The organism is Pontibacter populi (assembly GCF_040278685.1).
GTDB lineage: Bacteria > Bacteroidota > Bacteroidia > Cytophagales > Hymenobacteraceae > Pontibacter > Pontibacter populi.
In genome coordinates this window covers 16268-28949 of the sequence record NZ_JBEOKT010000002.1, presented here as the reverse complement: position 1 = coordinate 28949, position 12682 = coordinate 16268, and the positions used below count along the sequence as shown (strand labels likewise).

At 44.9% G+C, this 12682-nt stretch carries 17 protein-coding genes; 6 read left to right on the top strand and 11 right to left on the bottom strand.

Annotated features, from left to right (window positions below):
* Window positions 1–34: 34 nt before the first annotated feature.
* Complete coding sequence (gene rsgA, locus ABS362_RS01895; RefSeq protein WP_350410509.1) at window positions 35–958, bottom strand: ribosome small subunit-dependent GTPase A; 924 nt, start codon at window positions 956–958, stop codon at window positions 35–37.
* A gap of 1 nt (window position 959) precedes the next feature.
* Complete coding sequence (locus ABS362_RS01890; RefSeq protein ID WP_350410508.1) at window positions 960–2204, bottom strand: 3-deoxy-D-manno-octulosonic acid transferase; 1245 nt, start codon at window positions 2202–2204, stop codon at window positions 960–962.
* A 115-nt stretch (window positions 2205–2319) separates the two neighbouring features.
* Here ABS362_RS01890 and ABS362_RS01885 point away from each other — a divergent pair, with 115 nt between their 5' ends.
* The 3 genes from ABS362_RS01885 (at window position 2320) to crcB (ending at window position 3885) form a co-directional block, all read left to right on the top strand.
* A complete protein-coding gene (locus ABS362_RS01885; RefSeq protein ID WP_350410506.1) occupies window positions 2320–2943 on the top strand; it encodes an HAD family hydrolase in 624 nt (207 codons plus the stop codon).
* A gap of 120 nt (window positions 2944–3063) precedes the next feature.
* Complete coding sequence (locus ABS362_RS01880; protein WP_350410504.1) at window positions 3064–3495, top strand: VOC family protein; 432 nt, start codon at window positions 3064–3066, stop codon at window positions 3493–3495.
* A gap of 18 nt (window positions 3496–3513) precedes the next feature.
* Entirely contained in the window at window positions 3514–3885 is a 372-nt protein-coding gene (gene crcB / locus ABS362_RS01875) for a fluoride efflux transporter CrcB (RefSeq protein ID WP_350410502.1), read from the top strand.
* A gap of 80 nt (window positions 3886–3965) precedes the next feature.
* Here crcB and ABS362_RS01870 read toward each other — a convergent pair whose 3' ends face one another.
* From ABS362_RS01870 to ABS362_RS01850, 5 genes are all read right to left on the bottom strand, one after another.
* A complete protein-coding gene (locus ABS362_RS01870; protein WP_350410500.1) occupies window positions 3966–4595 on the bottom strand; it encodes a peroxiredoxin in 630 nt (209 codons plus the stop codon).
* Window positions 4596–4614: 19 nt separating this feature from the next.
* Window positions 4615–5088, bottom strand: a complete 474-nt coding sequence (locus tag ABS362_RS01865) for a Fur family transcriptional regulator (protein WP_350410498.1) — start codon at window positions 5086–5088, stop codon at window positions 4615–4617.
* Between the two features lie 318 nt (window positions 5089–5406).
* Complete coding sequence (locus ABS362_RS01860; protein ID WP_350410497.1) at window positions 5407–6180, bottom strand: enoyl-CoA hydratase-related protein; 774 nt, start codon at window positions 6178–6180, stop codon at window positions 5407–5409.
* Between the two features lie 92 nt (window positions 6181–6272).
* Window positions 6273–6500: a hypothetical protein gene (locus tag ABS362_RS01855; protein ID WP_350410496.1), complete on the bottom strand. Its 228-nt coding sequence runs from the start codon at window positions 6498–6500 to the stop codon at window positions 6273–6275.
* A gap of 151 nt (window positions 6501–6651) precedes the next feature.
* Window positions 6652–7911, bottom strand: a complete 1260-nt coding sequence (locus tag ABS362_RS01850; protein ID WP_350410494.1) for an aspartate kinase — start codon at window positions 7909–7911, stop codon at window positions 6652–6654.
* Between the two features lie 100 nt (window positions 7912–8011).
* Here ABS362_RS01850 and fbp point away from each other — a divergent pair, with 100 nt between their 5' ends.
* Window positions 8012–9019, top strand: a complete 1008-nt coding sequence (gene fbp / locus ABS362_RS01845; RefSeq protein ID WP_350410493.1) for a class 1 fructose-bisphosphatase — start codon at window positions 8012–8014, stop codon at window positions 9017–9019.
* Between the two features lie 10 nt (window positions 9020–9029).
* Here the strand turns inward: fbp and ABS362_RS01840 are convergent, their stop codons facing one another.
* The 4 genes from ABS362_RS01840 to yihA form a co-directional block, all read right to left on the bottom strand.
* Window positions 9030–9341: a hypothetical protein gene (locus ABS362_RS01840; RefSeq protein WP_350410491.1), complete on the bottom strand. Its 312-nt coding sequence runs from the start codon at window positions 9339–9341 to the stop codon at window positions 9030–9032.
* A 61-nt stretch (window positions 9342–9402) separates the two neighbouring features.
* Window positions 9403–9918: a DUF5606 family protein gene (locus ABS362_RS01835; RefSeq protein WP_350410489.1), complete on the bottom strand. Its 516-nt coding sequence runs from the start codon at window positions 9916–9918 to the stop codon at window positions 9403–9405.
* 18 nt (window positions 9919–9936) lie between these two features.
* Window positions 9937–10338, bottom strand: a complete 402-nt coding sequence (locus ABS362_RS01830) for an energy transducer TonB (protein ID WP_350410487.1) — start codon at window positions 10336–10338, stop codon at window positions 9937–9939.
* A 36-nt stretch (window positions 10339–10374) separates the two neighbouring features.
* Window positions 10375–10983 (bottom strand): ribosome biogenesis GTP-binding protein YihA/YsxC, encoded by a 609-nt coding sequence (yihA, locus tag ABS362_RS01825; RefSeq protein ID WP_350410486.1) that lies wholly within the window; start codon window positions 10981–10983, stop codon window positions 10375–10377.
* Window positions 10984–11039: 56 nt separating this feature from the next.
* Between yihA and ABS362_RS01820 the strand changes: the two genes are divergently transcribed.
* Entirely contained in the window at window positions 11040–11165 is a 126-nt protein-coding gene (locus ABS362_RS01820) for a hypothetical protein (RefSeq protein ID WP_350410484.1), read from the top strand.
* Between the two features lie 4 nt (window positions 11166–11169).
* A complete protein-coding gene (locus ABS362_RS01815; RefSeq protein WP_350410482.1) occupies window positions 11170–12429 on the top strand; it encodes a tetratricopeptide repeat protein in 1260 nt (419 codons plus the stop codon).
* Window positions 12430–12682 lie beyond the last annotated feature (253 nt).

Here is a 12682-nt window from a genome sequence, read left to right as displayed (position 1 = left end):
ACACACTTAACTTCCCAACTCCCAAACTCCTAAACTACTTCCGGTTATCGTCTCCCATCAGCATGCTCAGGTAGCTTTCGTAGCGGGTAAGCGATATTTCGTTTTTGCGGACGGCCTCTACTATAGCGCAGCCGGGTTCGTTAAAATGAGTGCAGTTGTTGAAGCGACACTGGTTCAGGCGCTCGCGCATCTCCGGAAAATAGTGGCCTAGTTGGTTCTTCGGGATATCCACGATGCCCAGCTCTTTTATGCCCGGCGTATCTATGATGTACGTATCGGTATCTACTTCAAACATTTCGGCGAAGGTGGTGGTGTGCACGCCTTTGTCCGAGAAATCAGAAATTTCGGAAGTTTTCAGCTCCAGGTCCGGAACTATAATATTGATGAGCGTGGATTTGCCTACACCAGAGTGGCCGGAAAGTAAGGTGGTTTTGCCTTTCAGGAGTTTGTTCATCTCATCAATGCCTTCGTTGCTTTTGGCAGAAACCGTCATGCTGTTGTAGCCTATCTGCTCGTACATGTGGCTGATCTGGCGCTGGTAATCGCGCATCTCATCGTCGTACAAGTCGGTTTTGTTAAAGACAAGTATTGTCGGGATGTCGTAAGCTTCGGCGGTTACCAAAAAGCGGTCTATAAAACCAAACGAAGTGCGTGGTGAAACGAGCGTAACGATAAGCAGCGCTTGATCCAGGTTGGCTGCGATAATGTGCGAATAAGCAGTTTTGTGCGTGCTCTGGCGGATGATGTAGTTTTCGCGGTCCTCAATTTTATGGATCACGGCAGTGTCTTCGCCGGTGGTTTCCACGTCAAACTCTACGCGGTCGCCAACAGCCAGCGGGTTGCTCACTTTCATGCCTTTCAGCTTAAACTTACCGCGCAAACGGGCACGGTGCAGCTTGCCTTCCGCATCCCGAACCAAATACCACGACCCCGTCGATTTTACTACAACTCCTTTCATCTTATCTTTTTAACAGGCGCTGTATGTCGGCCATAATTTTGGTGGTAGCGCCTGCCTGCTGTTGTACGTATTGTTTTTCGGTGTCGGTTATCGTTTGGCGTGCTCCGGGTGTAGTATGTATTTTCTCAAACGCAGCCAACAGTTCATCTGCATTAGTTACAGGCATTGCACAGCCCAGCTTTACCAGGTCCACCGCTTCCTGAAACTTCTCATATTTCGGCCCGAAAAATAACGGCAAACCAAACACGGCAGCTTCCAAAGTATTATGCAATCCTTTGCCAAAAGCGCCTCCTATAAAAGCATAAGTCCCATAACTATAAAGCGCCGAGAGCATGCCGATGTTATCAATCACCAGCACGTTATAGTTGGCTATAGTTGCCACATCAGCCTGCGAGAACCTTACTGCGCCCCCGCCTATAGTTTGCAGCAACGTAGCAATTCCGTTTTCGTGGATCTCGTGCGGCGCAATGATGAATTTTATAGTTGACTTATATTTCTGGATCATGGGTTGCAGCACGTCCACATCAGCAGGCCAGCTGCTGCCTACCATAAAAACATCGCTGCCTGCAGTAAAAGCATCAACTAACGGAATCGGTTTTATAGTGGCGGCCGTCTGCAAAACCCTGTCGAAGCGTGTATCGCCGGCTATAGTTGCCTGGGTAATTCCTGTCGTTTTTAGTAGCTCTACAGATTGTTTATTCTGAGTATAGATGTGCGTGAAGCGGCGCAGCATGTTGCGGTTAAACTTGCCATAAGGTTTAAAGAAAACCTGGTCCGGCCGGAAAATAGCCGAAATGGAAAGTATTGGAATTTGTCGGTGCTGCAGCTCCTGCAGGTAATAATGCCAGAACTCATACTTTACAAACACGGCCAGCTTTGGCTGAACTATAGCTACAAACCTGCGGGCATTGGCAGCGCTATCCAACGGCATGTAAAAAATAAAATCGGCACCGCTATAGTTTTTGCGCACCTCATAGCCGGAAGGGGAGAAGAAAGTGAGCATGATCTTATACTCCGGAAACGCAGATTTAAAAGCTTCCATAACCGGTCGGCCCTGCTCAAACTCGCCCAACGACGCACAATGAAACCACACTACATGCGACTGGTTACCTGCAAAAGCCTGTTCTAACTTACCGAACTGGTTTTCGCGGCCATGCAGCATCAGCTTTGCCTTCTGGTTAAAGGGCGCTGCAACTGCAAGTAAACCGTCGTAAGCTTTTAAGCCGATATCGTAGAGGAGTTTCAAAACTATAAGTTGTGTTCTGCTGCAAATATAGCGGTTTAGGTGGCAATAGTTTTCATGGTGTTTATCTCTGCAGGCTGTTTTGCGTACTACTCATACTTTAAACAGCGAACCCAACATGGCAGACAACAGCGCCCACGAAATTAAAATAGCCGTATTTGATCTCAACAAAACCTTCTATAACAAAAGCTCAAAGGATGAGTTCTTTAAGTTTGTGAGTGCCAAAAAGCCGCATAAAGTCGCGTATTATTTTCAGATGCTCTACTATAAAATGCTCCTGAAAATGCACCAGATCCGGCAAACGGAGTTTAAGGAAAACTTCTTTAACTACCTGGACAACCTGCCTCCCGACAAAGTAGACGCTTATGCCAGGGAGTTCTGGCAACAGGAGTACCCCGACAATTTTAACCAGGAAATTAAAGCAAGGCTAGACAGGCTTAAAAAGGAAGGTGTGCAGATTTTTTGTGCGACCGGTGGTCTGGAAGTGTATGTAAAGCCGTTGTTTAAACTATACCCGATAGATGGCATTTTCGGGACGAAGGCGAATTATACTGATGGTACTTACCTGGTAGACGGAAAAGCCTGCAAAGCCGAAGAGAAGATTGCCCGCATTGATGAGTACTTTAAAAATCAAAAGTATAAAATTGTAGAAGCCTACTCCGACGACAAAGAAGAAATACTGGACGAAGCTGAAAAAGCCTGGCTGGTGAAAGATGGAGAGTTGAAACCTTATCAAAAATAGCTATAGCTAAAACAGATTGCTATGTATGGTAATTAGCCTATATTTGAAGGTTGGTCAACAATACACTTTAAGCTGTAGTTGCCAGCTCAATTCAGATATAACGATACGCTCAACTATAATATGCCATCTATTAACCCTTACCTGACCTTTGCAGGCACCTGCGAAGAAGCGTTTAACTTTTACAAATCAGTATTCGGAGGCGATTTTCCGTATGTAGGCCGCTTTAAGGATATGCCGTCCGAAAACCCGGTTCCGGAAACTGAAGGCAACAAAATCATGCACATTTCTCTGCCGATCAGTAAAGAAACTACCTTAATGGGCTCTGATTCTTCTGATGCATTCGGACATGCAACGGTAATGGGTAATAACTTTTCTATCTCCATCAACGCCGACAACGAAGACGAAGCAAAGCGTTTATTCGATGGCTTATCAGAAGGTGGCAAGGTAACCATGCCGCTGAACAAAACGTTCTGGGGTGCGCTGTTTGGTATGTTTACTGATAAATTCGGTGTTAACTGGATGGTAAACTACGATTACGAGCAGAAGCACTAAACTGAACTATAGTTTACCATGAAAATATTACTGGCAATTGGGGCAGGCAGTTTTATAGGTGGCGTGGGGCGTTACCTGTTATCGCTGCTTATACAAACAAAAGGCCTGACCCATTTTCCGGTAGGTACGCTGGTCGTAAATGTAGTTGGCTGTTTCCTGATCGGGATTGTGTTCGGCCTTTTTGCCAAAGGTGCTTTGTCAGATGAGTGGCGTTTGTTCCTGGCAACAGGCGTGCTGGGGGGCTTTACTACTTTCTCGGCTTTCTCTGGCGAAACTATAAGCCTGCTGCAAGGCGGCCAGTATGGCCCGGCTATAGTTTATGTGTTGGCAAGCGTGCTGCTTGGGTTGCTGGCTACTTTTATAGGGTTGTGGCTGGTAAAGGTAATATGAGTATAAAGTATAAATCAGTAACAATAAAAAAGCCCCGACTTATGCCGGGGCTTTTTCTATCAATAAGTTACTTATAAAGCTTAGTGACGTGCTAAGTAGTTAGATACGCTTTCTTTTGTAGCGTGCATTGCTTCTTTGCCTTCTTCCCAGTTTGCAGGGCAAACTTCACCTTTCTCCTCAAAATGCTGAAGCGCATCAACCAGACGAAGTGCTTCGTCGATAGAGCGACCAAGTGGAAGGTCGTTTACTACCTGGTGACGTACAACACCTTCTTTGTCGATCAGGAACAAGCCACGGTAAGCAACTGGTTCGCCAACAAATTCAACTTCGCCATCTTCGTTGTACTCGTAGTGGCCTGCCAGTACGTCGTAGTTCTGAGAGATAGTTTTAGCTGCATCAGCTACCAGCGGGTAGTTCACATCAGCAATACCACCTTGCTCGCGTGGTGTGTTTAACCATGCAAAGTGAGAGAAGTGTGTATCAGTTGAGCAACCCACTACAGCTACGTTCTTACGCTCAAACTCTTCCATTCTATCCTGGAAAGCGATGATCTCAGTTGGGCAAACAAACGTGAAGTCCATTGGATAAAAAAAGAAAACCACGTGCTTTTTGCCGATATATTGGTCCAGTGAGAAGTTTTCTACGAACTCGCCATTCTCAACGGCCATTGCTTTAAATGAAGGTGCTTTTTTACCTACTAATACTGCCATTTTTATTTATTATTTAGTTTTAAAGATTCTGGTTCCTAACTCCCGAAATGCTGATTTGTTTACCCGGCTCCACCTTTTTGCCAGTCAGCTGCACTGCAAAGCTCTTTATCTCAAAGTTTTCTACCTGCCTTTTGCTAAAGAAATCTCGGAGCAAAGTTTCCAGTTCCGGATCTTCAAAATCGATGATCTCGCGGGTATTGCTGCAGTAAATATGACTGTGCGTAGTGGTGTTTGTGTCATACCGCTTACCGCCTTCTTCCGTCAGTACCCGGCGCACTAACTCAGCCTCAGCAAACGTATCTAAGGTTTTGTAAACAGTGCCGAGCGAAATGCTTGGGTTTGCCGGTTTAAGGTGCTGGTAAATTTCTTCGGCGGTAGGATGGTGGCCGTGCAGCGCAACTATAGCTTCGTAAACAACCATACGCTGGCTTGTAGCTTTTAAGCCCGAAGCTGCAATATGTTTGTGTAGTTCCTGCCGTGTAAGTTGCTGCATTTCTAAATAAGAATAATTCCTAACTAGGAATTTATGCTACAAAGGTAAGGACTATAGTTAGAATATAAAAGTAAAGCCCAAAAAGATGTTAGTGAGTAGGGGAACTTTAAGGGTTAAAAGAAGTTGGTGAGTTGCTTAAAGTTTAAGAGTTAGAGATTTCAGGAGTTAGGATAAATGGATGGGCATAAAAAAATGTCATTTCGAACGCAGTGAAAAATCTGAGTCTTAACGTGATTTCAGATTTCCCTCTCCGTTCGAAATGACAAGTGAAGAATAATAAGTTTCTAACTTATACTTTTCTAACTTTCTAACTCAAAACTACCGGCCTTTAAATTCTGGTTTGCGCTTCTCTACAAAAGCGTTCATGCCTTCAGTCTGGTCTTCGGAAGCAAAACATAGGTAAAAATTCTTGCGCTCAAAGTATAAGCCTTCATCCAGTTGGGTCTCAAATGCACGGTTTACGGATTCCTTTGCTAGCTTTACTGCTACCGGCGACATTTGGGCAATCTCACTGGCTAGTTTAAAGGCTTCTTCCAGGTATAGTTCTACAGGTACCACGCGGTTTATCAGGCCTTGCTTTTCAGCTTCTTCGGCAGGCATAAACTTACCGGTCAGCACCATTTCCATAGCTTTGGCTTTACCTATGGCCTTAGTCATGCGTTGGGTTCCGCCTGCTCCCGGCATTACACCGATTTTAATCTCAGGCTGTCCAAACATAGCCGTTTCCGAAGCAATGATCATATCGCAGGTCATGGCCAGTTCGCAGCCGCCACCTAACGCAAAACCCGAAACGGCAGCTATAATTGGCTTTTTGGTCTTACGGATCTGGTCCCAGGTAGAGAACTGATCGATGTTGAGCATATCTATAGCTGTTTTGCCAGCCATCTGTTTAATGTCAGCGCCAGCTGCAAAAGCACGTTCGTTACCGGTTATAACTATAGCCCTAACGCTTTCGTCTTCGTCCAGCTGTTTCAATGCATCACGCAGTTCACCCATCAGCTGCAGGTTTAAGGCGTTCAGTTCTTTCGGGCGGTTTAGTTGTATGAGGGCAACATGTGGCTGCGCCTGCGGAGTAACAAGTATAAATTCCATAGTTGGTAAAGCATGATTTATGTATTGGCGAATTTAAAGCTTTTTGCGGAGAGGCCATAAAAAAAGCCCCGACATAGGTCGGGGCTTATAGTTTAAATAGCGATTTCTTCCGGTTCAGGGTCGGCTACTATACGGTAGTAAAGTTTCTTTATCTGCTTTGGCTCATACACCTCATTCGGAGCAGCATAGTGTTCTACTGGTCTGGCTTTGGCGGACTTTACCAGTTGAGGCACTTCCATTACGTAACCCAGGTACAACAACCCACACAGTAAGCATAACTTAACAACAAATAACTTGTTTACTTTTTCAACTGGTTGCATAGAAGGTGTAATATTAGCAGGTGCGATGGTTCTTATATACGGAGTTTCTATATTTAAGAAACTGTAATTATTAAGGAACTTTTGCTACTAAGGATACAAATATAAACAACCTACATAAAATATATACTATTTGTTTAAACCTTTATTGCCTTTATTTACTAACAAATTGAAATGTAGTACGTGTGCGCTGCTCCAGCAAAACCTGCTTACCATCTATAGTTTGGTTTATGCTATTCGAGTCGTAGTTCTTTATTGTATATAATTTCAGTCCTGTGTTATAATGTATAACAAACTCATCCTGTAGAGTTTGTAACAGTTTCTGCAGGCGCTGCTCATGCCAGTCGGTGCAAACCGAAAATGAGATAGCAGAGTTCTGCATCAGGTTGATTTTAAGCCGTAACTCTGATAAGGCATTGAAAATAGTACCCAGGTTTTTCTCAGATATAAACGTAAAATCTTTTACGCTGAAAGAGATAAGGCACTGGTTCTCTTTAATAATATAAGCCGGAGCGAGTTTCTGATAACGGCAATCGCAGATCTTGGTGCCTTCGCCGGCAGGGTTCAGGAAAGACTTTACATAGAGCGGAATTAACCGGTTGGCAAGCGGCTTTATAGTTTTGGGGTGTATGACAGAAGCGCCATAGTAGGCCATCTCCACGGTTTCCTGGTAAGATATTTCAGCGTAGCGCACCGTTTCGGTAAAGTACTTCGGGTCGGCGTTCAGCAATCCTTCCACATCTTTCCAGATATACATGGCATCAGCTTTCAGGCAATAGGCAAAAATGGCTCCGCTAAAATCCGAACCTTCACGACCTAATGTAGTGGTCAGGCCATTGTTGGTGCCGCCTAAAAAGCCCTGGGTAACAATAAGCTGCTCTTCCAGTATAGTTGGCAGGTCGCGGGTTATCAGTCGCTCAGTCCAGTTCCAGTCTATTTTTGCTTCGCGCCAGGTTGTGTCGGTTTGTATGTACTTGCGGCTGTCTATCCAGGTGTTTGTAAGGTGATGCAGTTGCAGAAAATGATGCAGTATAACAGATGCCATCAGTTCTCCAAAGCTAACAGTCTGGTCATATAGTTGGTCGTAACCTGCCTGGCGGTTAAGGCTTTGCAAGGTATCGTTTAATTTAGAGAACAGGTGCTCCAACTCTTCGTATACAGTGTGGCCTGCGTCCGGAAACAAATCCTGCACAATCTCATAGTGGTAGTCACGGCTCTGCTGCAAAGCAGCGTTATAGTCTTGATTATGGAAGGCCTGGTCAAAAACCTGCTCGAGGGCATTTGTGGTTTTGCCCATAGCCGACACAACTATAAGCAATTTGCTTTTGCCGCCATGGTTTCGCACTATTTGCGCAAGGTTCCGGAAAGCATCGGCATTTTTAACGGATGCACCACCAAACTTGTATATTTTCATTCCTTCAGGGATTATAACACGTAAAAATAGGTAGCCTTCGTTTATGAATCAAAAAATGATATTTTTGTACTACTATATATAGATCAAACCATCTGCTCTTATGAATTTCAATCTTGCTATACCTGTAGGCACTACCCTGGACAGGTTTATTATGAGAAAACAGGAAGCTTTTCCGTTTGCAACCGGAGAACTTTCTCAGTTACTGCGGGATATCGCGCTGGCTGGCAAAATTGTTAACCGCGAAATAAACCGTGCAGGTCTGCTTGATGTGACCGGTGCTTACGGCCAACAGAACGTGCAGGGTGAAGATCAGCAAAAACTTGATGTGATCGCCAATATACGTTTCATCAGGGCGCTGCGCAACGGCGGCGAGGTTTGCACGATCATCTCTGAAGAAGAAGACGAAGTGATACAGACCGGAAATAAGAAAGGAAAATACATTGTAGCTATTGATCCTTTAGATGGTTCGTCTAACATTGATGTGAACGTATCGATCGGTACGATATTCTCTATTTACAGAAGAAAATCTGAGACCGGCAGCGACGGAACTATGGAAGACTGCCTGCAGAACGGTACGCAACAAGTAGCAGCGGGGTATGTGATCTATGGTTCGTCTACGATGCTGGTGTACACAACAGGCCATGGCGTCAACGGTTTTACTTATGATCCTTCGCTTGGCGAGTTCTTCCTTTCTCATCCGGATATTAAGACACCTGCCAACGGTAATGTTTATTCCTGCAACGAAGGCAGCGTGAACAGTTTCCCGGAAAGTATAAAGCAATATCTTAACTACTGCAAAGAAAATAATTATTCAGCGCGTTATATCGGGTCGCTTGTAGCCGACTTCCACAGAAACCTGCTGAAAGGTGGTGTGTACATTTATCCATCTACATCTAAGGCACCAAATGGTAAATTGCGCCTGATGTATGAGTGCAACGCCCTGGCTTACATAGTAGAGCAGGCCGGCGGAAAAGCCACGAACGGTATCCAGCGCATTATGGAGATCGAGCCAACCGAACTGCACCAGCGTTGCCCGCTAATTATTGGTTCTCCGGAGATGGTTGATAAAGTAGAAGAGTTTATTAAAAGTGAAGTAGCTGCAGTATAAACTATAGCTCTTAATTAGAACGATAAATAAAGCGGGTCTGCGCCTTTTGCAGTTCCCGCTTTATTATTAACTGGGCTATACGGTCTGCCATTTCCGGCTCGGAGGGTAGGAGCATGGCCTGTTTCACGTGGCGCTCGTCCACATCAATACGGTAGAGGATATGCAGCAGGCGGTTCAGGTCTGTTTGTAACAGGTGCAGCACAGCCCGGGCAACTTTGTGCTGTAACTCGCCCAAGGTCTGGGTTTGTTGCAGGTCATCTGTGTTAAACAGTTTTTGTAGTTGCTGTGTAGCCCCTGAAAGTATAACTGCTGCGTATTCCATTTCTAAAACTATAGTTGTAAAGCAAAAAGGCCTTCTTGTTCAGAAGGCCTTTTTTATATAGTTACTCTTTTTTCTTTTTGGTCTTTTTCTCTTCAGCCGCCTCAGGTTTTTCTTCTGTTGCTTTAGCCTTCGGAGCTTTCTTTTCAGCCTTTTTCTCTGCCGGTTTTTCCTCTTTTTCCGGAGCTGTAAAACCAATGTACTGCTTTACTATTTTGTACCAGTTAGCCAGCTTCTTCATGTCGGAAAGGTACACCCGCTCTTCGTCAAAGTCAGGCAGTATTTCTTCCATAAAAGCTTTGTACTCGTGGTCAGCTGGTTTTTCGCTAAGTGGCAGGTTATCGCCATACTTTTCGTTGATGCGGTCGAATACTTCTGCCAAAGGCACAGTGGTTTCCTCATCAGTAGTATAAATAGAGATCTCATCCAGTAACGACATACGCTGGCGCGCCTGGGCAACCATACGCTGCGGCTTGTCAGATAAAGACTCAACGATAACACCGGTACGTGTTGGGGCTACCACGCGGTACAGGCCGTTCATGCCGGAAATGGCTGCAACTTGTCTTAGGTCAATTGGCATAGAGAATTAAAGCTTTTGTTATAGTTTAAACTTAATAGGTATACTCACATTCAGGGCGTAGCCCGGTGCATTAAATTTCAGTAGCCTGGCTATGCGCAGGGCTTCTTCGCCAGTGCCGGCACCAGGGTTGCGCAGTACTTTAAAGCCAGACGTAGAGCCATCTTCATTTATCGTGAAACCGATAATAGCTTCGCCCATCACACGGTTACGCTTGGCCAGTGCCGGGTACTTCATTTCTTTACTGATAAACTCATACATCCCTTCTTTACCGCCGTCGTAATGCTCCGTTGCAGGCAGCACGTTGTCAGGTATCCAGAAGGTAGGCTGTTCTTTTTTCTCGTCTGTAGTAGCTGTCTGGGCCGAGGCCGATACTGCCATAAAGGCAAATAAAATAAACAATAATGAGATTTTAGTTTTCATAAGGGTAATTGATTTAAAATTAAAACTATAGTTGGGTTATTGCTGCGCCTTCACTTGTTCATTTACTTCATCTATAAAGTTCAGCAGCTCATCTCGCCCTGTTCTTTTTTCTGCTGAAGTTACAAAAATGCGTGGCAATTCATCCCATGTTTGCAGCAATGTACGCTTGTAGGCTGCTATGGTTGAGTCTGTCTTAACAGAAGACTGCTTATCAGCTTTCGTAAAAACGATCACAAAAGGCACACCGATCTGGCCCAGGTGATTAATAAAATCCATGTCCGTCTTCATTGGCTCATGGCGCGAGTCGATCAATACAAAGATACAGGTCAGGTTTTCGCGCTTCTGGAAATAATAGTTGATCATTTTGCGCCAGTCGTCGCGCGAGCCTTTGCTAACTTTTGCATACCCATAGCCCGGCAGATCGACAAGGTACCAGGTATCATTTATCAGGAAGTGATTGATAAGCTGGGTTTTGCCTGGTGAGGAAGAAGTTTTAGCAAGCCCTTTGTGTTCGGTAAGCATATTAATAAGCGATGACTTACCCACATTAGAGCGGCCAATAAAGGCATATTCCGGCTTGTCTGGTGCCGGACATTCCTCTACGCGGGTATTGCTCATCAAAAATTTTGCTTCTTTTATAACCATGCTGCTGCTTCTGATTTGGTCTGGTTCCCGGATATTTGTAATATAGGGGTTCCAAAATGTATAAAATTGTTAACTTAAGCTCCCGCATACAGGACTTAGGTACTTACAAAGGTACGTTTTTATTTGCCAAACATGAAGAATGCACCGCTTTACTGGTTACAATTGCCATGTATAACGCTTAAAAAAATGAAACAGTATAAATTCTGGTCTGCAAAAAGTTTGTACAGCTTACTTTTAGTGGTAGCTATAGTTTGTTCAGGTATGTCGTGGCCTGATACTGAAGCGGCTGATGCCAGCATGCGTAAGGCCGACAAAGCATACGCAAAAGCTGATTTTGCCGAAGCAGCCGAGTGGTACCAGAAGGTGCTTGAAAAAGACCCGAAGAATGTGATGGCGTTGTACAGGCTGGGCATTAGCCACCTGGAGCTCCGCGATCCGCGCAAGGCGAAACTGTGCCTGCAGAAGGTGTATGACATTGACCCAAAGTTTGGAGAGAAAGTGATCGTGAACCTGGCGGAAGCGCTGCACCAGAACTATGAGTTTGAAGAAGCAAAAAAATACTACCAGCAGGAAATTTACAGCACCGGCCGTGCCGACTGGAACTATGTAGAGGTAATTCGTAAACGAATAGATGAGTGCAATGCCGGGCAGGCCCTGATGGCGCAGGCATCGGTGGCGCAGGTTGTCAACCTTGGTGCAGCTGTAAATTCTAAAGAAGTTGAATATGTGCCGGTACTTACCGACAACGATTCTACACTACTCTTTACAGTACACGACGCTCCTGAAGGACCGGAACAGATTAAAGTATCGAGAAGAGCAAAAGGTGCCTGGCAACGCTCAAAAGAGTACCTTAGATCTGATAACACCAAACACGGACAAGCCATTGTAACTATATCGCCGAACGGTAACCTGCTTTACACCTATGCATCTGCCGAAGGCTTGCGCAGCTACGACCAGTCTAAAGATGCCTGGGTAAACCCTAAACCTCTGCCTATACCGCTGAGCCAGTTAGCCAACGAAACATCGGTACACATAACCGAAAGCGGAGAGTTTGCTTTTTTTGCCAGCGACAGGCCCGGCGGCTTCGGCGGACTTGACCTGTATGTGAGCCAGAAGTTTCCGGATGGTACCTGGAGTGCAGCTATTAACCTTGGCGCAAATATTAACACCGCCCACGACGAAGATGCAGCTTATGTAGATGCCAAAACAAAGACCTTATACTTTAGCTCGCGCGGGCATAATACCATGGGCGGGTTCGATATATTTAAATCCCAGATGCGGGACGGTGCCTGGCAGCCTGTGCAGAACTTAGGTTTCCCGATCAACTCGCCACACGACGAACTATACTTTACCCTGGATCGGAACCGTAAATCAGCGTATTTCTCATCTGACAGACCAGGAGGTATGGGTGCACTGGACATCTACCAGATATTGACGCTTCAGTAATAGGCATCAGAACTATAGTTTAAGAACTTTTAACTGCCAACTCTGTAAAAAGACAAGGCAGTTTTTTCTTATTTAATTTTAAAACAATAGCTGAACATATATAAATACTATATTTTTTATATATTTGCCTGTATTCAATTGTTTATTGGGAATGTTATAGTTTAGATGTAGCATCCTGCTTTTTTACCCATAAAAATGGGAGCCTGCAACATCGGCTACACTTACATTACCTGATCAGCTAATGGATACGAAA